This is a genomic window from Bacillota bacterium (genome assembly GCA_012727955.1).
Classification (GTDB): Bacteria; Bacillota; Limnochordia; order DTU087; family JAAYGB01; genus JAAYGB01.
In genome coordinates, this window is record JAAYGB010000007.1 from 1 (window position 1) to 23,062 (window position 23,062).

General features: G+C 53.1%; 21 protein-coding genes, 3 tRNA genes and 3 other annotated features. Of the genes, 22 read left to right on the plus strand and 2 right to left on the minus strand.

The genetic code is table 11. The features are described 5' to 3' along the window. The first annotated feature begins 104 nt into the window (after positions 1–104). The 3 genes from GX030_01880 to GX030_01890 all read left to right on the plus strand — a co-directional run bounded on the left by GX030_01880 (position 105) and on the right by GX030_01890 (position 384). Positions 105–180 (plus strand) — tRNA-Val (locus GX030_01880). Between the two features lie 34 nt (positions 181–214). Continuing rightward, positions 215–290: transfer RNA gene (locus GX030_01885), tRNA-Phe, on the plus strand. 19 nt (positions 291–309) lie between these two features. Beyond that, positions 310–384, plus strand: a tRNA-Cys gene (locus GX030_01890). 68 nt (positions 385–452) lie between these two features. Here GX030_01890 and GX030_01895 read toward each other — a convergent pair. Then, a complete protein-coding gene (locus tag GX030_01895) occupies positions 453–1,058 on the minus strand; it encodes a DUF445 family protein (protein NLV91131.1) in 606 nt (201 codons plus the stop codon). A gap of 230 nt (positions 1,059–1,288) precedes the next feature. Here GX030_01895 and GX030_01900 point away from each other — a divergent pair, with 230 nt between their 5' ends. The 9 genes from GX030_01900 to GX030_01940 all read left to right on the plus strand — a co-directional run bounded on the left by GX030_01900 (position 1,289) and on the right by GX030_01940 (position 9,124). After that, a complete protein-coding gene (locus GX030_01900) occupies positions 1,289–1,738 on the plus strand; it encodes an Lrp/AsnC family transcriptional regulator (protein NLV91132.1) in 450 nt (149 codons plus the stop codon). Between the two features lie 36 nt (positions 1,739–1,774). Then, positions 1,775–2,740: an ABC transporter substrate-binding protein gene (locus tag GX030_01905; protein ID NLV91133.1), complete on the plus strand. Its 966-nt coding sequence runs from the start codon at positions 1,775–1,777 to the stop codon at positions 2,738–2,740. Between the two features lie 28 nt (positions 2,741–2,768). After that, positions 2,769–3,686: an ABC transporter permease gene (locus GX030_01910; protein NLV91134.1), complete on the plus strand. Its 918-nt coding sequence runs from the start codon at positions 2,769–2,771 to the stop codon at positions 3,684–3,686. After that, complete coding sequence (locus GX030_01915) at positions 3,673–4,464, plus strand: ATP-binding cassette domain-containing protein (GenBank protein ID NLV91135.1); 792 nt, start codon at positions 3,673–3,675, stop codon at positions 4,462–4,464. The genes GX030_01910 and GX030_01915 overlap by 14 nt, the downstream gene beginning before the upstream one ends. Positions 4,465–4,552: 88 nt before the next feature. After that, positions 4,553–4,802 (plus strand) — a binding site (T-box leader). A gap of 75 nt (positions 4,803–4,877) precedes the next feature. Then, positions 4,878–6,779 (plus strand): threonine--tRNA ligase, encoded by a 1,902-nt coding sequence (thrS, locus tag GX030_01920; protein NLV91136.1) that lies wholly within the window; start codon positions 4,878–4,880, stop codon positions 6,777–6,779. Between the two features lie 307 nt (positions 6,780–7,086). Then, entirely contained in the window at positions 7,087–7,599 is a 513-nt protein-coding gene (locus GX030_01925) for a translation initiation factor IF-3 (protein NLV91137.1), read from the plus strand. Between the two features lie 18 nt (positions 7,600–7,617). Next, positions 7,618–7,818, plus strand: a complete 201-nt coding sequence (gene rpmI / locus GX030_01930) for a 50S ribosomal protein L35 (GenBank protein ID NLV91138.1) — start codon at positions 7,618–7,620, stop codon at positions 7,816–7,818. 31 nt (positions 7,819–7,849) lie between these two features. After that, positions 7,850–8,209 carry a 50S ribosomal protein L20 gene (gene rplT, locus GX030_01935; GenBank protein ID NLV91139.1) on the plus strand — a complete coding sequence of 120 codons (360 nt, stop codon included), beginning with the start codon at positions 7,850–7,852 and terminating at the stop codon, positions 8,207–8,209. Positions 8,210–8,287: 78 nt separating this feature from the next. Continuing rightward, positions 8,288–9,124: an RNA methyltransferase gene (locus tag GX030_01940; protein ID NLV91140.1), complete on the plus strand. Its 837-nt coding sequence runs from the start codon at positions 8,288–8,290 to the stop codon at positions 9,122–9,124. 66 nt (positions 9,125–9,190) lie between these two features. Here the strand turns inward: GX030_01940 and GX030_01945 are convergent, their stop codons facing one another. Then, positions 9,191–9,364, minus strand: coding sequence for a hypothetical protein (locus GX030_01945; protein ID NLV91141.1), 174 nt, complete (start codon positions 9,362–9,364; stop codon positions 9,191–9,193). A gap of 257 nt (positions 9,365–9,621) precedes the next feature. On the opposite strand from GX030_01945, the gene GX030_01950 reads away from it, so the two are divergent. From GX030_01950 to yunB, 10 genes are all read left to right on the plus strand, one after another. Next, on the plus strand, positions 9,622–9,723 hold the full coding sequence (locus GX030_01950; protein NLV91142.1) for a YqzL family protein: 102 nt from the start codon (positions 9,622–9,624) through the stop codon (positions 9,721–9,723). Positions 9,724–9,830: 107 nt separating this feature from the next. Further along, positions 9,831–10,082, plus strand: a binding site (T-box leader). Positions 10,083–10,193: 111 nt separating this feature from the next. Next, the gene (gene pheS, locus GX030_01955) at positions 10,194–11,216 is read left to right on the plus strand and encodes a phenylalanine--tRNA ligase subunit alpha (protein ID NLV91143.1); all 1,023 of its coding nucleotides are present in this window, start codon (positions 10,194–10,196) and stop codon (positions 11,214–11,216) included. An 8-nt stretch (positions 11,217–11,224) separates the two neighbouring features. Then, positions 11,225–13,618 (plus strand): phenylalanine--tRNA ligase subunit beta, encoded by a 2,394-nt coding sequence (locus GX030_01960; GenBank protein NLV91144.1) that lies wholly within the window; start codon positions 11,225–11,227, stop codon positions 13,616–13,618. A gap of 137 nt (positions 13,619–13,755) precedes the next feature. Continuing rightward, positions 13,756–14,022, plus strand: a complete 267-nt coding sequence (locus GX030_01965) for a cell division protein ZapA (protein NLV91145.1) — start codon at positions 13,756–13,758, stop codon at positions 14,020–14,022. 37 nt (positions 14,023–14,059) lie between these two features. Continuing rightward, entirely contained in the window at positions 14,060–14,614 is a 555-nt protein-coding gene (locus tag GX030_01970; GenBank protein NLV91146.1) for a CvpA family protein, read from the plus strand. Positions 14,615–14,782: 168 nt separating this feature from the next. Continuing rightward, positions 14,783–15,532, plus strand: coding sequence for an N-acetylmuramoyl-L-alanine amidase (locus GX030_01975; protein NLV91147.1), 750 nt, complete (start codon positions 14,783–14,785; stop codon positions 15,530–15,532). 157 nt (positions 15,533–15,689) lie between these two features. Then, complete coding sequence (locus GX030_01980; GenBank protein NLV91148.1) at positions 15,690–18,083, plus strand: endonuclease MutS2; 2,394 nt, start codon at positions 15,690–15,692, stop codon at positions 18,081–18,083. A 164-nt stretch (positions 18,084–18,247) separates the two neighbouring features. Further along, positions 18,248–20,467, plus strand: a complete 2,220-nt coding sequence (locus GX030_01985; protein NLV91149.1) for a penicillin-binding protein 1A — start codon at positions 18,248–18,250, stop codon at positions 20,465–20,467. A 111-nt stretch (positions 20,468–20,578) separates the two neighbouring features. Continuing rightward, positions 20,579–20,809, plus strand: a binding site (T-box leader). Between the two features lie 68 nt (positions 20,810–20,877). Beyond that, positions 20,878–22,113, plus strand: coding sequence for a tyrosine--tRNA ligase (locus GX030_01990; protein NLV91150.1), 1,236 nt, complete (start codon positions 20,878–20,880; stop codon positions 22,111–22,113). A 53-nt stretch (positions 22,114–22,166) separates the two neighbouring features. Next, on the plus strand, positions 22,167–22,940 hold the full coding sequence (yunB, locus tag GX030_01995) for a sporulation protein YunB (GenBank protein ID NLV91151.1): 774 nt from the start codon (positions 22,167–22,169) through the stop codon (positions 22,938–22,940). The last annotated feature ends 122 nt before the right edge of the window (positions 22,941–23,062 follow it).

Sequence of the window (23,062 nt, forward strand, 5' to 3'; positions counted from 1 at the left end):
ATTCTACAATGAGCCACGCGTACAATTGGAGAAAAAGATGTTGACGAAAACCAAAGGGTTTGATATACTGAACAACGTCGCCGAGAGGCAAGGCAATACTTTGTGGGCGAATAGCTCAGCTGGGAGAGCACCTGCCTTACAAGCAGGGGGTCACAGGTTCGCGCCCTGTTTCGCCCACCAGTCTTTTATCTTTAGTCAGCCTTTAGGCGGTCAGGCCGAGGTAGCTCAGTCGGTAGAGCAGGGGACTGAAAATCCCCGTGTCGACGGTTCGATTCCGCCCCTCGGCACCAGGAGCAAATTCTAAGATATGGCGCAGTACCCAAGTGGTAAGGGAGCGGTCTGCAAAACCGTTATTCACCGGTTCAAATCCGGTCTGCGCCTCCAAAGACAAGAGGCGCAACTCTGTTACAGAGCTGCTCCTTTTGTCGTTTTAGCTATTGTCAATGGGATGATTATCTCAGGAGGGCGAGCAACAGACTTTGGACAATACCGATAAAAAAGCCAAGGACTCCTCCCAGAAGTTCGATATGGCGCAGTTCCTTCCGGGCAGTGGCGATCACCAACTGTTCCAGCTGCAGGGTATCAAAGGACAGGATCTGTTCCTCCACCATCTGGCCGATATCGATTTCGGCTTGCAGCTTGCTTACACCCCGTTGAAAGGCGTCTTCCAGCAGGGACTGGCCTTCCCTAGTGATCCAATCGGCGATGACGTCCCTGATGCGGTTGCGCAGGGAAGAGGGAATTAGCGTTGGCAAAAGGGCATGGAGCTTGTCATCGATATAGGTGACGACGCTGGAGAGGATGTCCAACTGATATTGCTTCTGATCGATGCGGCCAAGCACGTGCTCTATGGGAAGCAGTTCTTCCGATACTGCTTTGCCCACACTGTGGGCAAAATCTGCCTTCCGTTTGGGAATCAGGCCTTGGATTTGCCAGCCCAGACCGGGAATCACCACCGGTTCCCGGGGGTGGAAGAGCATCCTGACGGCCAACAGGTTCGTCAACCAGCCAATCAAGGCGCCGATCACAGGCCCGGACATGAAGAGTGCTATCTCCACTGGAACCACCTAACTTCAATCGACTTTGGTTTTCAGTATACCACGCCCGTCGGTGTATCCGATAGTCTGCCCGCCGTCAGCGTTTCCAGTCATGGTGAGTCTAGGCTAGTGTTAGGAATAGTGTCCTAATTTTAGACGATATCCATGAACTTTAACAAATTGCCCGTTGAAAACCGGTAACCATTCCCTTATAATGTACGAAAACCATAGAGAGGATGTGGGGTAAGGTTATGGCAGAGACATTCCCGGAGCTGGATGAGCTGGACTTCGCAATTATTAGGTTTCTGGAGACCGATGGTCGCATGCCTTACACCACTATCGCATCTGAGTTGAACGTTGCGGAAAGCACCGTTCGCAAGAGGATCACTCGGTTGATTGACTCCAAGGTGTTGGAAATAGTTGCCATTCCCGATCCAGTGAAGGTGGGACTAGGTACCGTAGCCCTCATCGGTGTCAAGATAGAGGGTGACGATCTGCAGACCGCCGTTGAGATTCTCCAGGAGAAAGAGATGGTACGCTTTATTGGAGTCACCACCGGGACCTTCGATCTAATGATTGGGGTGACGATGGACTCCAATGAGAGGTTGTTTGATTTTGTCACCCATACGCTGCGCAAGATTCCCGGTGTGGTGGGATCCCAGACCAGTCTGATTCTGAAGGTCTTTAAGCAACGAGTCTGAGAGGGAAAGAAAAAAACATGAGATGGAGGGGTAGACATGAGAAAAGTTCAGATTGTAGCATTGGTCCTAGCGGTGGTCGCAAGCTTTATACCTGGTGTGTGGGCCCAAGAGTCCTTTCGCATTGGCATTGCTCAGATCACCGAGCATCCCGCTTTGGATGCCGCCCGGGCAGGCTTTATCGATGGCATGGAAGAACTGGGTTATGTTGCAGGCGAAAACGTCCAGTATGATCTTTACAGTGCTCAGGGCGATATGAGTATAGCTCAGACCATTGCCCAGAAACTAGTGATCGATGATGTTGATCTGATCTTGGCTATTGCTACTCCAATGGCACAAACCGTGGCCAATGCTACTGACTCCATTCCCATCCTATTTACGGCGGTTACCGATCCCGTTGTCGCCGGACTCGTTGATAGTATCGAGGAGCCGGGAGGCAATGTGACCGGAACCTCGGATTTGACCCCGGTAGCGGAACAGCTGGACTTATTGGCGAAGCTAGTACCAAAGGCCAAGCGGTTGGGAATTGTGTACAATCCCGGTGAGGCAAATTCCGTTGTTCAGGTAGACATCGCCAAGGCTAAGGCAAAGGAGCTAGGACTTACTGTCGTGGAGGCAACGGCCAATAACAGCGGAGCGGTTTTCCAGGCGGCACAGTCCTTGATCGGGCGGGTGGATGCCATCTACGTCCCCACGGATAATACTGTAGCCTCAGCGATGGAATCCCTGGCTGTCGTAGCCAAACACTCCAAGATACCGGTGGTGGCTGGTGAGAACGATATGGCCCGCAGGGGTGGATTGGCCACTTTGAGTATTGACTACTACGAATTGGGGCTACAGACGGCCAAGATGGCGGCGAAGATATTGCAGGGGCAGCCACCTCACTCACTGCCGGTAGAATACACTGAGTCGGAGTCCCTATTGATCAATTTGGAAATGGCTCGTGAGATTGGCTTTACCTTTCCTCAGGAGATAATGGATGCAGCCGATGAAATCATTGAATAACTAGAGCCAAAGGAAAGGTATGAGTTTCATGGGATTAGCACTTTTAGGTACGCTGGAACAGGGATTAGTATATGGGCTAATGAGCCTAGGTGTATATATTACCTTTCGCATCCTGGATTTTCCCGACTTAACCGTTGACGGTAGTTTTCCCTTGGGAGCGGCAGTGGCGGCTGCCGGGCTGGTGGGGGGATTGCACCCTGCACTGGCTCTAGGCTTGGCGGCGCTGGCCGGTGCCGGCGCCGGTGCCGTCACGGGAGTGTTGCACACAAGACTTAGGATCTCAGGGCTCTTGTCCGGTATTTTGACGATGACAGCCCTGTATTCCATTAACCTGCGGGTGATGGGTGGCCGGCCCAACGTACCTTTGTTGCGGGTAGTCAACCTTTTTGACCTAGTGGTTGATTGGGGCATCGATCGCCGGTGGGCCGCGGTATTAGTATTTTTTGTTTTCTGCCTCATTGGCAAGCTGGCCTTGGATTGGTTCTTGCATTCCCAAGTGGGATTGGCGATGCGAGCCACCGGGGATAATGAACAGATGTTGCGAAGCCTCGGTGGCAGCACCGATACGATGAAGCTGTTGGGCTTGACTTTGGCCAATGGGTTTGTTGGTCTGTCCGGTGGATTGGTGGCCGCCTATCAGGGATTTGCCGATGTTAACCTAGGCCAGGGGATGATTGTTTCCGGTCTGGCTTCGGTGATTATCGGTGAAGTCTTAATCCGACCGCAGACGGTGTATGCGGCTACCTTAGGTGCTGTGATTGGCTCCATTGTCTATCGCCTGGTAATTTTTATCGCCCTACGGGTGGGGTTAGCCCCTACAGACCTGAAATTGGTTACTGCCCTCTTAGTGGTAGTAGCTTTGTCTGGAAGTAACCTACGGGACATCTTGTCCAAGACCAAATTGGCTAGGATGGCAGAGGGGAGTGCAGGAAATGCTGAAGGTTAAGGGGTTGGTGAAGCGGTTTAATCGTGGCGCCTCGGAAATCGCAGCTCTCAATGGAGTCAACCTGCACCTGAAGCCTGGAGAGTTTGTCACCGTTATTGGCAGTAACGGGGCAGGCAAGTCAACCCTGCTTAATGCTATTGCCGGTGTTTACCCAGTGGATTGTGGGCACATTATACTCGACGATGAGGAGATTACCCATCGTCCAGAGCATCGGCGGGCCTGTTACTTGGGTCGGGTCTTCCAGGACCCGGCTGCAGGAACTGCCGCCAACATGACCATCGAAGAGAACTTGTCCCTGGCCATCACCAAGGGCACTCAACGGGGATTGCGGCGGGGTCTGCATCAGCGGCAGCGAAAGTTATTCCAGGAGAAGCTGCGGGTCTTGGACCTGGGTCTGGAGAACCGCTTAAATGATAAGGTGGGATTGCTGTCGGGGGGACAGCGGCAAGCATTAAGTTTGTTGATGGCTGTCCTAGTTAAGCCTAAGCTCCTACTCTTAGACGAGCATACGGCAGCCTTGGATCCCAAAACGGCTACTCACATCTTGAAGCTCACCGAGGAATTGATCAAGCAATCCAATCTCACTGCACTGATGGTGACCCACAATCTGGAGCAGGCGCTGCGGGTGGGCAGTCGGACCATCATGATGCATGAGGGACAGATTATCCTCGACATCTCCGGTCCCAAGCGCACGGTGATGAAGGTTCCCGACCTATTGGAGCAGTTTAACAAGGTGCGAGGGACAGATTTCGTTGACGATAGAGCTCTGTTGGCCTAAAGACCAGGTAGATGGATTTTTGACCTAGCGCCCTTGACTATTGGCGACAAGGCCTCGTATAATAAAAGTCAGTATAATCGAATCATCGCTGAAAGCGTTGATGGGGAAGAGTACAAAGTCCCACCGGCTGTCAGAGAGGGAAGTGCCAGCGGCTGAAAGCCTTCCTAGCCCGGAGATTTTGGAAAACCACCCCGGAGTGGCTGTTGAAAGGGTCCAGTTCCCAAGTAGACAGCACCGGCTAGACCCCGTTATCGGTCCTGTGAGTGGATTAGGGTGAGGTTGTCAACAACCTCCTTCTAGTCAATTAGGGTGGAACCGCGAACCTTTTCGTCCCTGGGGATGAAAGGGTTCTTTTGTTTTTGAACACTGAAGGTTACCTATTGGAGGTGTAGAGGATGAACCAAGTCGAGAAGATTGCTGCAGTATTGCCCGACGGCACCCAGATGGACTTGGAACCAGGGCAATCGGTGTTGGACTTGGCCAAGAAGATTAGTCCTCGGTTGGCAAAGGCTGCCGTTGCCGGCAGGATTAACGGTGAGCTAGTGGACCTTTCCCGCCCCGTGAAGGATGGAGATCAGGTTGAGATAATTACACAAGACTCGGATGAAGGCCTCAACATTTTGCGCCACAGCACCGCCCACGTAATGGCGCAAGCAGTGAAACGGTTATATCCCGAGGCGAAGTTGGCCATTGGACCGGCCATTGATAATGGATTTTACTATGATTTCGAGGTAGATCAGCCCTTCTCTCCCGAGGATCTGGGTAAGATTGAAGCTGAAATGAACAAGATCATCAAGGAGGATCTAGCCTTTTCCCGGCGAGAGGTTCCCAAGGATGAAGCCCTTGCCCAGTGGCAGGAGGCCGGTGAGCGGTTTAAGGTGGAACTGGTGGAGGACCTTGAAGATGGTTCCATCAGTATCTACAGCCAGGGAGAGTTTACCGACCTTTGCCTTGGTCCCCATGTGCCATCCACGGGCTGCATAAAGGCCTTCAAATTGCTCAACGTTGCTGGGGCCTATTGGCGAGGAGATTCCAGTCACCCGATGCTCCAGCGGATCTACGGCACCGCCTTCTGGAAAAAAAGTGAGCTGGAAGAGCATCTGCGGCGCTTGGAAGAGGCTGCCAAGAGGGACCATCGCAGGTTAGGGCGGGAGTTGGATTTGTTCAGCATGCACGACGTGGGCCCAGGATTCCCTTTCCTCCATCCCAAGGGAATGGCGTTGTGGAGGGCTCTAGAGGACTTTTGGCGGCGGGAACATGCCAAGGCCGGTTACGTGGAAATCAAGACTCCCATCATTCTGAACGAGAAGTTGTGGCGCCAATCTGGCCATTGGGATCATTATCGGGAGAACATGTACTTCACCGAAATCGACGACCAGGAATTTGCCATCAAACCGATGAACTGCCCGGGGGCAATGTTGTGGTACAAAACTAAGGCCCACAGCTATCGGGATTTCCCCCTTCGGGTGGCGGAGATGGGGCTGGTCCATCGCCATGAATTGTCCGGCACCTTACATGGGATGATGCGGGTTCGCTGCTTCCATCAAGACGATGCCCATATCTTCATGCTCCCAGAGCAAATTCAAAGCGAAGTATCTGGGGTAATCGATTTGATCGATCGGTTCTACCAGGTCTTTGGCTTTAATTATAGCGTGGAGTTGAGCACCAAACCGGAAAATGCCATGGGCTCCGATGAAATCTGGGAACTGGCCACCGACTCCCTCCGAAAGGCTTTGGAGGCCAGGGGAATGGAGTATTCCATCAATGAAGGTGATGGAGCCTTCTACGGACCGAAGATTGACTTCCACCTGGAGGATTCCCTGGGTCGGACCTGGCAGTGTGCCACTATTCAGTTGGATTTTCAGATGCCGGAACGCTTTGACCTCACCTATGTGGGCAGCGACGGTCAAGAACATCGGCCGGTAATGGTCCACCGAGTGGTTTTTGGAGCCGTTGAACGATTTGTCGGTATGTTAATTGAGCATTTTGCCGGTGCCTTCCCGGTATGGCTCAGTCCCGTTCAGGTGAAAATAATCCCTGTGGGCGACGATTTTGTTGATTATGCAAAAGGCGTGGCCGATAAACTGATAGATGCCGGCCTTCGGGTTGAAGTCGATGAACGCAACGAAAAGGTTGGCTACAAGATTCGCGCCGCACAATTGGAGAAGGTTCCCTATATGCTGGTGGTAGGAGAAAGGGAGATGAATTCCGAAACCGTTTCCGTGCGGGATCGAAGCAAGGGAGACCTTGGTGCCATTGGAGTTTCGGAGTTCCTCGACCGCATCACTCAGGAAATCGCCGATAAGAGCATGTAGGAGCCTTCGATGATCTCCAGCGTTAGTGTTGACGATAGGAGAAGCTTGTGGTAAGATAAGTTGTGTTCTTAAAGAATATGGAAATGGCTGTACAAGCAGAGACTACCCGTTTCTCACCTTATGGCGCTAAGGCTGCTGATAAGGTTCTAGCCTCAGAAACCAGAATGCTGCTGTAACTTTGAGCAGGATTGTTGTGTCTGTGCTGGAGCGGGTGGATATTGCCCGCTCCATTTCTGTGTTTGTCTTGCTGTTGTGCTCGATGGGTCGGAAGCGGCCTTTGGGTATAAATCACCGGAGGTGATACGGTATTAGTAAGGAGTTGCGGGTTAACAACCAGATTCGGGCTCGAGAGGTTCGGGTGATTGGAGCCGATGGACAACAACTGGGCATCATGGCTCCTCGGGATGCTCTCAGATTGGCTGCGGAAAGCGGAGTCGACTTGGTAGAGGTTGCTCCTAACGCCAAGCCGCCTGTGTGCAGGATTATGGATTACGGTAAGTATAAATACGAGCAAGCTAAGAAGGAAAGGGAAGCTCGTAAGAAACAGCGAGTCATCACCGTGAAGGAAGTACGGATGACTCCCAAAACCGATGAACATGATTTTCAGGTAAAAGCTCGTAATGCCGAGAAGTTCCTGAAAAATGGAGATAAGGTCAAGGTAACGGTCAGATTTCGCGGCAGGGAAATTGTCCATGCCTCTTTGGCTAAGGAACAGTTGGAGAGAATGGCGGAACTAGTCAAGGAAGTTGCTGTCATCGAAAGGGCTCCAAAACTTGAGGGCCGCAATATGATCATGATCTTGGCACCCAAGCAGAACTAGTCATAGGGGGTTGTTGATATGGCAAAGATGAAAACCCACAAGGGTGCAGCTAAGCGGCTGGGACGCACCGGTACAGGTAAGTTGAAGAAGAATCCCAGTGCCAACCGTAGCCATCTGCTGGGCCACAAGAGTCCTAAGCGCAAGCGGCAGTTACGTAAGGCCGAGTTGGTTCATCAAGGTGAGGCCAAGCGGCTGAAGCGGGCATTACCATACTGGTAAATTTTCATGTGGTTCAGGGGGTTGAAGAATAATGGCCAGAGTTAAGGGCGGAACTGTAACAAGAAGACGTCATAAGAAGATATTGAAGTTGGCTAAGGGATATTATGGGCGAAAGAGCAAGATCTTCCGACCGGCCAATCAGCAGGTGATGAAGTCCCTGCAGTATGCCTATGATCATCGGCGCAGGAAGAAGCGTGATTTCCGCAAGCTGTGGATCGCCCGAATCAACGCGGCTAGCCGGATGAATGGCTTGTCCTACAGTCGCTTCATCAGTGGCCTGAAACAGGCTGGAGTTGAGGTTAACCGCAAGATGTTGGCGGATTTGGCTGTAAATGATGAGCAGGCTTTCAAGCGCTTGGTTGATGTTGCTAAAGAGCAATTGGGCGCGTAAGAATTGCATTAAGCTTGGATCAACTCCCAGGTATTGACCTGGGATTGTTCCATTTTAGCCATAAGGAGTCTGGCAAGGATGAGTGACAGTTTTGCGCCGATGCAGGTGATCACAAGCGAGAATAACCCGAAGGTGAAGGCTGCTAAGAAGCTGTTGCGGAAGAAGGGGCGACTGCAGGCCCAACGCTGCCTCTTGGAAGGAACTCGTTTGGTGGAAGATGCGATCTTGTCCCAGGCAGAGATGGACACGGTGTTTGTTTCCGAAGAATTAGTGGGAACGGACGGCGGCGAAGAGTTTATTCAGCGGCTCAAGGCCAGCAGACCCAAGGTCCAGTGGTACCAAGTTCCCAGGGAGATTATCGCCGCCCTTTCGGAAACGAAAACTCCCCAGGGAGTTGTTGCCGTAGCGAAAATTCCCGAAGGAAGCCTGCGCCAGGCCCTTGAGGGACCCAATCCCTTGGTACTCATCGCAGATCAGGTGCGGGATCCCGGTAACCTTGGTACAATGATACGGACTGCGGCGGGAGCCGGTTGTACCGGTGTGGTCATGACCAAGGGTACCGTAGACCCTTTTAGCGGCAAAGTGCTTCGTTCCACCATGGGGTCTTTGTGGCGGATTCCCATTGCCTACGATATCGAGTATGAAGAGTTGTTAGAGCAGCTGCAGCAGGTGGGATGCTCCCTGGTGGTCGCCGATGCTCAAGGAAGGGTTCCCTATTTCGCTTCGGATTTTACCGGGTCCTGTGGGATTGTGATCGGCAATGAAGCCAAGGGCCCCAGTCCCCTCTTGAACCATCGGGCTGAGGCTGTGGTATCGATCCCATTGCATCACAATGTCGAATCCCTCAATGCTGCCGTGGCCGCTGCGGTGCTGCTCTTTGAGGCTGCCAAACAGCGACAGATAAAAACCCAGTAAGAGGTCTGCAGCCCAGCGCTGTGCTGGGCTGATCCACAGAGCCGCGGCCTTGTGCCGACCAAGGGGTTAGGTTTGATCCAGGTTCAACAATTGCTCGAGATAAATATCTAGCTCGCACATCTCCTTTTCGCCTTTCCAGTGAATGCATGTGTCGCAGGCAACCTCAATGTCGGTGGTCTGCGTCGGAGTGTACTCGCTGCAGCTTTGACCTACGGCCATCAGTTGGTCGCGATTGGGCATGATATCCCCCCTTTCTCGTCCTTCAGCAGCTAGTCTTCCACGGTATGGTCAGTTTTACCTAACCTTTAGCCAGAAAGTCTTTTTTCGCAGGGTAGATTGGAGATGGATTTGAGTTGGTTGTCATTTCCCGAAAGAATGTGTTATAATCGAAACAACGAGTTCCGAGAATTGACTGGTGTGTTCTTGGAAGGTCCGGGAGGGCCGGGCCAGCGCGGAGGACCCTCGAAAGACAATATTTGCTAGAGGGGTGGGCCTGTTTGAATCTTACCGCTGAGTTTTTCTGGAAGCTGTTTGAAGCGACGGGTTCGGTAGCCGCCTATTTGCTGTACAAAAAATACAGGGAGATAGTTTTGAACTAGTTCCGTCAGTGGCCAGTGGGCTGATACTCTAGGCTGTAATTGGATTACAAGCTGCTAGTGGCTAGCGTGACAGTAGACACCACCAAGGGATACAACTGAGCAAAGTTTTACAGGCGATGACGAAGACAAGTAGGGCAGATGACTTGCCTAACAGGGACGAATGGCATAGACTGGAACCATTCGAGGCGAGGTTTGGCTGAAATTCACTTCCGAGCTGAGGGTTGAACTGGCAGTAGGCCTTTCCGGGGGCTTCCCGTTACAGAAGCAGGGCGTAACGATCTTTGTGATCAAGCGCCTGGAAGAGTGGGCTGCCTTGGCAGTCAAATAGGATGGTACCGCGAATAACCTTCGTTCCTAACTGGGACGGAGGTTCTTTTTTATTCCTTAAGATAAACCGCGAACAAGCACCGGCTAGTTGCGCTAGTCTGGGAAAACTAGGATTAGCCGATAGAGTCTAAGGAGGGAGAGTTTTGAAAGAGCAAGTTATCCAAGTCCGGGATCGGGCTTTGGCTGCCTGCCAAGAGGCTGATAGTGTGCGGGAATTAGAGGACGTTCGGGTCCGCTTTCTCGGTAAGAAGGGAGAACTAACCCAAATCTTGCGGGGAATGGGTCAGCTGTCCCCCGAGGAGCGACCGGTGATGGGTAAGCTGGTCAACGAGGTGAGGGAAGAAGTAGAAAGGGCGCTGGCGGAGCGGGGGGAAATTCTGGCGGAAGCGGAATTGACCCGACGGTTGTCAGCGGAGACCTTGGATTTGACCTTGCCCGGTAGGCGACCGCAGCGAGGCACTGTCCATCCCGTCAACCTGATTCTCGCGGAATTGGAGCGGGTTTTTGTCAGTATGGGGTTTGAAGTCGTAGAAGGTCCTGAAGTCGAGACGGATTATTACAACTTCGAGGCTCTCAACGTGCCCCCCGATCACCCGGCCCGGGACATGCAAGACACCTTCTATCTTGATGGGGGATTTTTGCTGCGGTCACAAACTTCGCCGGTTCAGGTCCGAGTGATGGAAAAGCAGGCGCCACCGGTTCGAATCATTTGCCCGGGGAAGGTCTATCGCCGGGATTCCGATGCCACTCATACCCCAATGTTCCACCAGGTAGAGGGTTTGGTGGTGGACAAGGGGGTTACCCTAGGCGATTTGAAGGGAACGCTGATGGAGTTATCTCGGGTACTGTACGGTGATCGCAAAGTGAGATTCCGTCCCAGCTTCTTCCCCTTTACCGAACCCAGCGCGGAAATGGATGTCGCCTGTGTGGTTTGTGAAGGCACGGGATGTCGGGTCTGCAAAGGGAGTGGTTGGCTAGAGGTGTTGGGCTGCGGAATGGTGCATCCCAAGGTGTTTGAAATGGTTGGTTATGATCCCGACGAAGTCACCGGATTTGCCTTTGGTCTTGGGGTTGAGCGGTTTGCGATGACTCGCTACGGGATTGAAGATATCCGCTGGCTATATGAGAACGACTTGCGGTTCCTGCGGCAGTTTCACGGGAGGTGACCGAAGAGATGCGAGTATCATATAAGTGGTTGCAGGACTATGTAGATTTTACGATGACCCCTCAGGAATTGTCCGATGCCTTGACAATGTCCGGATCGGAAGTCGACGGAATCGAAGATCTAGCACCGGATCTTACCGGTGTTGTTACCGCAGAGGTCAAGGCAGTGGAGCCCCATCCCAATGCCGATCGTTTGCGGGTGTGCCAGGTATACGATGGTGACAGCACCTTAACGGTGGTTTGCGGTGCTCCCAATGTGGCTGCCGGGCAGAGGGTTCCCTTGGCTGAAGTTGGAGCGGTGTTGCCGGGAGGATTTGCAATCAAGCCCGCGAAGCTGCGGGGCGTTGACTCCAATGGGATGATTTGTTCTGAGCGGGAGTTAGGCCTGGGTGACGGCCATGATGGGATTATGGTCTTGCCCGAGGATACGCCCCTGGGGATACCGATAGTCCAAGCCCTGGGGCTTGATGATTCCGTCTTGGAATTGGAGATTTACCCCAATCGACCGGACAATCAAAGCGTAATTGGGATCGCCCGGGAGGTTGCCGCCATCACCAGGAATGAGCTGCGGTTACCTCAGCCCCAGGTACAGGAAGAGGGGGAGCCCATTGAGAATCTGACCTCGGTGACACTAGAGGCGCCAGATCTGTGTCCCAGGTATAGTTGTCGAGTGATCACCGGCGTCACTGTCGGTGAGTCTCCCCTGTGGCTGCAGCGGCGGCTGTTGGCCGCGGGAATGCGACCAATTAATAATATCGTTGATATCACCAATTTCGTGATGCTGGAAATGGGACAGCCTATGCACGCCTTCGACTACGATCTGTTGGCGGAAAACCGGATTGTGGTGCGCAGGGCGAAGCCCCAGGAAGAGATCGTGACCCTGGACGGAGTAACGAGAACTCTGACCGAGGATATGCTGGTCATTGCCGATGGCGCCAGGCCCCAGGTTGTAGCGGGAATTATGGGTGCCGAAAGTGTGGAAGTCAGTGAAAACACCGTCAATATCCTGTTGGAAGCAGCCAATTTCAATGGGCCGGCCATTCGCCGGACATCACGGGCTTTGGGTCTCAGTTCTGAGTCCTCCAGCCGCTTTGAGAAGGGGTTGGACCCCAACAACACGATACCGGCCTTGGAGCGGGCTACTGACCTGATTCTCCAACTGGCCGGCGGCAAGGCAGCCAAGGGTATCATCGATGTCTACCCAGAGCCGGTGCAGCCTTGGCAGATCAAGTTCAGGACCACCGAGGTCAAAAGGCTGTTGGGTGTTGAGATACCTGCCGATGAGTGCGCTCAGTACCTAGCCAGTCTGCAGCTGGAGACCGAGCTCCAGGGGGATACTCTGTTGGTGACCATTCCCACCTTCCGGGGCGATCTGCGGCGGGAAGCGGATCTAGTTGAGGAAATTGCGCGGTTGTATGGCTATGACAAGATTCCAGCAACTCTGCCCTCCACCGGTCGCAGTCGCGGCGGTAAGAATGCCACCATGGTTTTTCGGGATGGGATCCGGGAGCTGCTAGTTGGTTTTGGACTCAACGAGGCGATGTCCTACACCTTCTGGTCTCCCAAGGCGTTAACTAAGATGGGAATTCCCTGGCAGCCGATGATCACTATCAACAATCCCTTGACTGAAGAGTGGAGCGCCATGCGGATTCGGGTGCTGCCTCAGCTCTTGGAAGCCGTTGCCCGCAACGTTGCCCGGCAGCAGGACAATGTACACCTCTTTGAGTTGGGACCGGTCTATGAGGCCAAGGAGCTGCCCCTGTCCGATCATCCCGAGGAACGTTGGAAGCTGGCAATAGCGATGACCGGTCAGTGGCCTACGACCCAATGGGGTCGTCCCGATCACGAGGTCGATGTATTTGATCTCAAGGGAGTCCTGGAAGCCCTGGCCTTGGAGTTTGGGATTGAGTTGGAGTTTCGCCAATCCCAGCATGATGGTCTCCATCCCGGCCGAAGCGCCACCATCCTTTGCGCTGGCAAGGAGCTGGGGATGATTGGTGAGGTACACCCCACCGTCGTCGAGGAGTATTCTCTAGACCAGAGAGTCGTGGTGGCAGAGCTGTACCTAGATCTCTTGCAGGCTGCGGTCAAGCCTCTGGATAAAGTTAAGTCCATTCCCCGCTATCCTGCCGTAGCCAGAGATATTGCCCTGTTGGTTCCCGTAACGGTGGACGCAACCCAGGTTCAGGATTTGATTATCGCCTGTGGCGGCGGTTTGATTACTGAGTTTGCGCTCTTTGATGTGTATGAAGGAGAGCAAATCCCAGAGAACTATCGCAGTCTGGCCTATTCACTGATCTTCCAGGCCCCAGACCGCACTCTGCGGGATGAGGAAATCCAAGGGATACTGGAGAAGTTGGAGGAGCGGTTGGCCACGGAATTGTCGGTGCAAATCCGGCGATAGGATGGCACCTTTGGGGGATTGCAGTTTGGATTGGTCGGTGGTATGATGCCACCGACCTTTCCTTTCCCTCAAGAGGATTCTTTGCAGTGAGTACAGAAACTTTCCATAGCTACGTAACTTTCTGGGAGGGCTTTGCCGTGGACAAACCAGCCAAAGATAACCTGGCCAGGGCTCGGATTTCCATCATGGGTGAAGAATACGTTATCCGGGGAGAAGGTTCGAAGGATTATATTGAAGGTCTGGGCAGAATGGTCGATACCAGAATGCGACAACTGGCAAGAACCTATCCTAACTTGTCCAATCATAAGATAGCGATCTTGACCAGTATCTACTTGGCCGATGAAGTGCAGAAATTGATGCAGGAAAAGTTTGAGTTGGAAGAGCTGTTGTCGGAATTAGATTAGGATTGTTCAGGGCGTTGGGTTGAAGGAGAAGGGTAGCATGAACTGGGTAGATGTTGTCATCGGATGTGTGATGATCTTCACTGTTGTCGGTAGCCTGATTCGGGGATTAGTTCGGGAGATCACCGAGGTTTTCGGCCTGATTATTGCGATCTTTCTTGCTTATAAATACTACCAAGACGGTGGAGCATATCTAATCATGGCTGCAGGGTTTCCGCCGGCGCTGGCCAATGGCATTGCCTTTGTTCTCATCGCGTTAGGCGTTGCTTTAGTCGCGGGAATTGCCGGGCGGCTCCTTAGTCGAATTGTTCATTTTACCCCCATTGCCATCGTTGATCGCTTGGGGGGACTAGTGTTCGGTTTGGCCAAGGGCTTTTTGTTTACCTGTATTTTTGTGGTCGCCTTGGAGATTATACCTACGGAATTTACCTATGTGGCCCTGGAGGAATCCTATGTGGCGCAGCGAGTGCTGAAGGTGGTTCCCCAGGTATATCCTGAGCTGGAGGCCCTTTTTCCCGAGGAATTTCCCCGGTGGCAGCGGCCGCCGAAGAATCACCGGGAGGGGTCTTACCAAGGGTCCTTCGAACCACTATAGGAGCTTCCCAGTGCCCCTTGGGCATCTCCTCTACCATGAATTGTCGGAAGGTTTCGATACCAGGGATTTCGAATAAGGCACATAGCCCTATCTTTGATCTTGGTTTTATGTTTATATATTTATCAGGATATGCAGCCTTAGTCGCAGCAATAATCGGAGGAGATGCTCGTGGGTTTGTTTCGCAGACGCGGGGGTATATATTTGCGGTCCAGTGCCTTAGCCTCACTCTTGATGGTGGCTCTGTACTTCTTTACGGGAGGAATCTTGGGAAATTCTGAAGATGATTCCTCGGCTCGGCAAGCACCCAGCGCCGAGCTTAGTGCGCCTGGGTCCATTACTTCAGGTAGTGTTGCCGGCAAGACCATCGTCATCGATCCCGGTCACGGCGGTGGTAATCCTGGAACCGTCGGAATTGGACCGGAACCTGAAAAGGATATAGTTTTGGATATTGCCTATAACGTCAAGGCCATGCTAGAACAGGCAGGAGCCAGAGTAGTAATGACTCGCACCGGCGACTATGACCCTGGGCTTGCAGCGTCCACGGGACAGCTTACCGCCAGAGCCCGGACCGCCAACGCCACGGGTGCCGATGTGTTTATCAGTATTCATGCCAACTGGAATGATAATCCCAGGGTCCGAGGTGTGGAAACCTACCATTATACTAACTCCGGCCAGGGACTGGCCCGATATCTGCAGAGGGATGTAGTTGCCCAGACTGGATTTTCCGATTTGGGAGTGAAATACGGCAATTTCTACGTTCTGAGGAATACTAATATGCCAGCAGCTCTAGTGGAAGTTGGGTTCTTGAGTAATAAACAGGAGGCCGCGTTGCTGGCATCGCCGCAATACAAGGAGAAAGTGGCCCGAGGGATCTACTATGGATTGGAACGCTACTTTGCGGAAACAGCGGGAAGATAGATACGGAACAATCTGCTCCGGGACAATAGGCAGGAGAACTCCATCACAGTGAAGAAAGCTGTTCTGCAACCCGAGGTTGCCATTAAAGGGATAGAATGAGAAGCACTGCCTGTTGGTGCTTCTTTTTTGCTGTAACCACAGCTGGGAGGGTGGAAATATGAATCCGCGCACTCTGCGAGTGCTGGAATACCACAAGATTAGGTCGATGTTAGCCGAGTACACCTCCTTCAGCCTGGGGGCTGAACGGGTTCGCTGGTTGGAGCCATCGGCTTCCCTGGAGACCGTTGAAAGGTGGCAGGAGGAGACGGCACAGGCTGTGGACCTTCTGAACCGGGAACCTGCAGTTCCCCTGGGGGGATTGTCGGATATCACCGCTGAAGTGCGGAAGGCGGAAGTTGGTTCGACCCTTAACCCCGAGGAATTATTGCGGGTCAATAATTGTCTCTATGGGATCCGTCGGTTGGCTGACTTTCTGCGGGATAAGGCAGAGCACCAGCCCCTTTTGCACAGTCTGGGTACCTCCATGGAGACCTTTGTCGATGTGGAAAAGCGAATTCAGTGGTGTATTAACGAAGAAGGGGAAGTGGTCGATCGGGCCAGCAAGGAGTTGGCTCGCATTCGCAGCCAAATTCGCACTTGCCAAAACCGGGTGAAGGAAAAGCTTGACTCAATTCTGCACAATCCCTCTTACCAAAGGATCCTTCAAGACAACATCGTTACCCTGCGCAATGGGCGGTACGTAGTCCCCATCCGGGCTGACCAGAGAAGTGCCCTGCCGGGGATCGTGCATGATCAGTCCGGTACCGGTGCTACGTTGTTTGTGGAACCGGCTCCGGTGGTTGAACTTAACAATCGGATTAGGCAGCTGGAGGCTGAGGAACGGGAGGAAATTCATAGGATTTTGCAGCAGCTCACTGCATTAGTCAGCGAGCAGGCTAAAGCCATTGTCTACAGCCTCGAGTTGGCAGGGAGAGTGGATTTTATTATCGCCAAGGCTAGGTTTGCCCATGCCCTGCGGGCGACTCGCCCTGAGCTCAACTCTCGGGGTGAAATCAATATTCTTCGGGGTAGACATCCCCTGCTGGGCAAAGACGTAGTCCCCTTGGACCTGTCCTTAGGGCGAGGTAGGGATAACATTTTGGTAATTACCGGTCCGAACACCGGTGGAAAAACCGTGGCCCTCAAGACCGTTGGGTTACTCACCCTCATGGCCCAGGCAGGTCTGCATGTTCCTGCCTCCGATGGTACCATATTGGCGGTTTTTGACGGGGTGTATGCCGATATCGGTGACGAGCAGAGCATCGAACAGAGTCTGAGTACCTTTTCCTCCCATATGACCAATATCGTGGGGATTATGAAGTCCGTCACCCAAAACTCCCTGGTGCTTCTCGATGAGCTGGGGGCGGGAACCGATCCCACGGAGGGTGCCTGCCTGGCAATGGCCATTTTGGCCACACTAAACGAGAAAAGGGTGCGGACCATAGCCACCACCCACTACAGCGAACTCAAGACCTTCGCCCATACCACCGAGGGATTGGTCAACGCGTCGGTGGAGTTTGATGTGGAGACCCTGCGCCCCACCTATCGCCTGTTAATCGGGGTGCCCGGTCGCAGCAATGCCTTTGCCATCTCGAAGCGATTGGGACTATCGGAAGAGATTATCCAATTGGCCAAGGCCTTCATGACTGGAGAGCAGCTCCAGGTGGAGGATCTGATCATTGGATTGGAGCAGAACCGCCGGCAATCCCAGGAGGATCGGGCCCTGGCCGAGCAGTATCGGCGGGAGATGGAGGAACTAAAAAACACCTATGAAGCGAAGTTGGCCCAGGTCAGGGAAGAAAGGGATGAGATTCTGGCCCAGGCCAAGGCCGAGGCAGAGCGGATTCTGCAGGAGGCCAAGACCCTAGCCGATGAATCCCTGGGACGACTGCGTAAATTGGTGAGCTCCCAAGGGGATTCCAAGGCGGATGATGTCCAGGAGGCCAAGGCCATCCGAGACATCTTAACTGAGGCGAGACAAGAGTTTCGCACTGCTGAAAAGCAGCCGGCTCAAAGGCGCGCTGTTTCTTCCCAACCGTCGGCAGCCCTCACTGCCGGGTGCGGAGTGTGGATTAAGTCTCTGCGCCAAAGGGGAGAAGTCCTGGAGGTTGGCGGCGATGGTACGGTACTGGTTCAGGTTGGACCAATGAAGGTATCGGTGCCGGCGGCAGACCTGCAGGTGGAAGCCAGCAGCACCACCAGCCAGCCCCGGAAGACAAGTCCCCAGAGCGGATTGGCTCGTTTTCGCAGCAGCAAGACTCAGGTTGCCTCAACGGAACTGGATCTGCGGGGCGCGACGGTGGAGGAGGCCTTGGCCAGAACGGACAAGTACCTCGATGATCTAGTTATGGCCGGGATTAGTAAGTGTCGGATCATTCACGGGAAGGGTACCGGTGCTTTGCGCAGTGCCATTAACGAGCTGCTGGAACGTTATGAGCTGGTTCAAGCCCATTACTATGCACCACCGGCCGAGGGAGGCGACGGGGTGACTATTGTTGAGCTGGCTCGGTAATAGTAAGGATTATCCAGACAGGGTTGGGTTTGCCAAGGAAGGATATATGTTTCCCCACCTACTAGACAGGAACTAGGCCAGTAAGAACGGAAATATATCTGGAAATAGGTTTACCAGGGCCTCTGGCCCGGTGAACTACGACTTTGTGGAGAGGGGGAGACAATTTGGCGAAGAGCCGCAAGCGTCGACGTTGGGTAGTATATTCTTTAGTTTTCGTGGGTTTCGTCCTCTTTGGCGCTACCCTTGGGGCGATCGCTGCTTTTTTGCGATCCACGCCTAGCCTTGATGATATTACCTTTGACCCGATGTTGACCACTTATATTTACGATGCCAACGGAGAAGTGTTGACTCGGCTCTGGAAACAAAACCGAGTTCCGGTAACGATAGATCAGATTCCGGCCCATGTACGCCACGCGGCAGTGGCCATTGAAGATCACAGGTTCTACCAGCACCACGGATTCGATCTCATTCGCATCATGGGCTCCCTGATTGCTGATATCAAGAGTAGAAGAATAGTTGCCGGTGGTAGTACCATCACCCAACAGTTGGCTAAGAATGCCTTTTTCACCCACGAACAGAAGTGGTCAAGAAAGGTGCAGGAACTGTTGTGGGCAATTCAGATTGAACGGAAGTACTCCAAGGACGAGATTTTGGAAAAATACTTGAACGAGATTTACTTCGGTCACGGTGCTTACGGGGTGGAAGCCGCCGCGGAAACCTATTTCGGTAAGCATGTGTGGGAGCTGAATTTGCCGGAAGCAGCCATGATTGTGGGAGTTACCAACGGACCGGGATACTTTTCGCCCTTTATCGACATGGATGCTGCCAAGCGGCGCCGGGATACCGTCTTGTACCGGATGTTTGAATTGGGGTACATCACGGAAAGCGAGTATCGCACCGCCAGGGATACTCCCATTGAAGTGGTCAGATCGCAACCACGGGAAGAAATTGCCTCATATTTCATTGAGTACGTGATTGCCGAGTTGATTGAGCGTTACGGCGAAGAAAAGGTATTGGCCGGTGGACTGCGGATCTATACCACTTTGGATCGAGAGATGCAGCGGACTGCCGAACAGACCCTGCTCTCGAGCTTGCCCAAGGGTGAAAAGGATAGTAATGGGATCACTCAACCCCAGGCCGCGTTGGTGTCCGTTGATCCCCGGACCGGTGAGATCAAGGCCATGGTGGGAGGTCGCGGTGACAAGGGTGACAAATTTAACCGGGCCGTGTATGCTGTGCGGCAGCCCGGTTCCGCGATCAAGCCCTTCTTATATATCGTAGCCTTACAACAGGGCTGGACTCCCGCCACCATCATCGTTGACGAGCCCCTGCAGTACACCTTACCCAATGGTAGGGTGTGGAATGTGCGAAATTATCATAACGATTATCGCGGGGCGATGACACTGCGGGAAGCCGTGGAGTTATCCATCAACGTGATTGCCGTCAAGGTCCTGGAGCAAGTCGGGGTTAAGCCTGTAATGGACATGGCTGAGAAAATGGGAATTTCTACTTTGGTTCATTCTGGGGAGCACAATGACCGAGGGTTGTCGCAAATGGCTTTGGGAGGATTAACCCGGGGGGTAACTCCCTTGGAAATGGCCTCAGCCTTTGGGGTACTGGCTAACCAGGGAATTCGGGTGGAGCCCTATGCTATTGCGAAGGTAACGGAGGCCGATGGTACTGTCTTGGAGGAGGCGCGACCGAGAAAGTCCGTAGTCTTGGACGAAGAAGTAGCCTACATGATGACGGACCTATTGCGAGGCGTGATTGAGCGGGGAACCGCTAAGTCCGCCAACATCGGTCGACCGGCCGCCGGTAAGACCGGTACCTCTCAGGACTATACCAATGGTTGGTTTGTGGGGTATACTCCGGAACTATCCACCGCGATCTGGCTGGGTAATGACCGCCAGTCCGAGGAAATGGTGTATAACGGGGTAAGGTATGGCAGCTGGAATGCTGCGGCCATTTGGGGAGACTATATGCGCAAGGTGATGCAGGGTCGACCCATTACCAATTTCACCAAGCCCGATGGAATTGTTGAGGGTATTCTCATCGATACCAAGACGGGGCTGTTGGCAAAGGCCAATGCCGGAATTCCCGAAGATGAGTTGAGATACGAGATCTTTATCAAGGGAACGGAGCCCACAGAGGAGTCACCCCGGATGTCCACGGGATTGGAGCGGGCCACAGACTTGCTCAAGGGTCTGTGGGATCGACTTCTTAATGGGGGTTCGACTCAGAGACCGCCCAAGATCCTGGATGAGCCGGAGTCCTTCTTGACCGATCCAGAAGAAGAGGCAGAGCCCGATCCTTCGCCACCGAACTCAGGCGAAACCGGCGGCTTGCCTGAAGGCTTTTACTGGTATCTCGATGGTGACATCTAGTAGGGTAAAGTCCAGGGCAAACTAGGATTGTCAAAGGATTGTCAAGAGGGAATTTACGTGCTATAATCGGTGTCAACTAGAGTCAGCAAAGAATGTAGCGATGAGATTAGATGACAAGCGATGACAAGGAGAAGTAATCGGCAACCCTGCTGTAGAGAGCCGATGGTTGGTGCAAATCGGTGCAGGACCCGGTGAAATACACCTTGGAGCTGCCTCCTGAAGATGCCGCCATGGCGGGATATAGTAGGGAAGGCCGTGGGGGAGCGTTAATCCTTGAATCGAGGGGAGCAACGAGATCAGTTGCTCAATTAGGGTGGTACCGCGGAGCCTTCCGTCCCTACCGGGGAATGGAAGGCTCCTTTCAGTTTTAGGTCAGTGAGCTTCATTTGCCAAGAAAGAGGGATGATGCTATGAGATTGGGAGAACTTCCCTTGTCAGAGGAATTAGCTCTGATTAAGCGGGGTACGGAGGAGATCTTTCCAGAAGAAGAGTTGGTGGCTAAACTGAAAAAGGCCCGCAGTACGGGAAAGCCTCTACGGGTCAAGTTGGGAGTTGACCCCACAGGGACTGACCTGCACTTGGGTCATTTGATCCCCGTTCTGAAATTACGTCAGTTTCAGGAACTGGGACATCAAGCGGTGCTGATCATTGGAGATTACACCGCCACGGTGGGGGATCCCACGGGACGTAATCAGGCTCGACCCCAGCTGAGCCATGAAGAGGTATTGGCAAACTGCCGGACCTATCAGGAACAGGTGTTCAAAGTCTTGGATCCGGAGAAGACCGAGATTGTGTATAACGGCGATTGGTTCAGCAAGATGGGTTTTCAGGATGTTGTGAAGCTAATGTCCCAAATGACCCTGGCCCGCATGCTGGAGAGAGAGGACTTTGCCAATCGCTATCAGAGTCAGACCCCCATTAGTCTCCATGAACTGATGTATCCTCTGATGCAGGGGTACGATTCCTATGCCATTGACGCGGATATCGAGTTGGGAGGAATCGACCAGAAGTTCAACATCCTGGTGGGCAGAGATATCCAGCGCAGTCTCGGACGGGAGCCTCAGGTGGGTGTCTGCAGTCCAATTCTCCTGGGTACCGATGGCAATGAGAAAATGAGTAAGAGCTTGGGCAACTACATCGGTATCAACGAGACACCGGCGGAAATGTACGGCCAGGTGATGTCCCTGCCCGACGAGTTGATGATCACCTATTTTGAGCTGGTCACCACGCTGCCGATGGAGGAAGTGGCTCAGATCCAAAGGGGCCTTGAGGACAACAGCCTCCATCCCCGGGATGTCAAGCGCCGGCTCGCTCGGCTGATCGTTGCCCGGTTCCACGGAGAAGAAGCAGCGGCAGCCGCCGAAGTAGAGTTTGACCGGGTCTTTCGGCAACGGGAGCTGCCCGAGGATATTCCCGAATTTACGGTCACAGATGACATGCTCACCGATGGACAGATCTGGATCGTGGGTCTGCTCTCTGGGGCTGGTTTGGTCCCCTCAAACAGTGAGGGTCGCCGGATGATTCGGCAGGGTGGAGTCAAACTGGATGGGCAAGTGATCACCGATGAGAACTTGCAGGTCAAACCTGTGGAGGGTATGGTGATTCAGGTGGGCAAACGAAGATTTGCTAAAATCCTGGTGGGATAGGCAATTTGTACTCCCCATGGGCATAGGATGTAGGGGACGGGTGGTGTGCCAAGATGGGGAAGTGGAATCCGGTTAGGCCTGGGCTGAGACCAGCGAATCGAGAACAACGGATGAGTCATGTGCGCATGTTCCTTAGTTTACTCCTGTTCTTAGTCGTGACCCTGTCCACAATTGGGGCCTGGTATGTGGATCTGCGGATGCGACCCTCCATTGAGGGATGGGCCAAGCAGCGGGCAGTCAATATCGCCACCCGCTCCATTAACCTAGCAGTGCAAACGATTATGGCCAACAATATCGACTCCAGCAACTTGATTTTGCTGCAGCGAGATATCTCCAACCGGATTGTTGGGATCAGCTTTGAATGGGGAGAAATTAATCGAATCAGTTCCGACATGACCAAGCAGATCCAGGATGCTTTGAATACCATCAGAGCTGAAGAGTTAGGTATTCCCTTGGGTACGGTGACGGGCCTTGAGTTTCTCGCAGCTCGAGGCCCCCGCATTCCCGTTCGTATCGTTCCCGTAGGCTCTGTAGACACTTCTCCTGAAATGGAATTTCGGGAGAAGGGAATCAACCAGACTCTGTATACAATGTACCTTAATGTCAATGTCAAGATCCAAGTAATCGTACCCTTTATGTCCACCACCGTTCCGGTGTCCAGCAAAGTTCCGGTGGTTGAGCAGATTATAGTTGGTGACGTACCCAATGTCTATTTAAATTGGCGCCCCACACAACGGGAACTAGAGCAGCTCCAACCTTTGCTGATTGAGGGACACTCGGGAGCCACCGATGGATCGATGCCTTTCCTCCTTGAACCCTTGCAGTGAGGACCAGAACGTGATAAAATACTGTGTGTTGGCCAAGTTGTTTGTCGAATCTTGATCCTTGAAAACTAAGCAGTATGTCAGCACAGCTTGTGTTAAGGTTCAACTCAAAGATTCACGGAGAG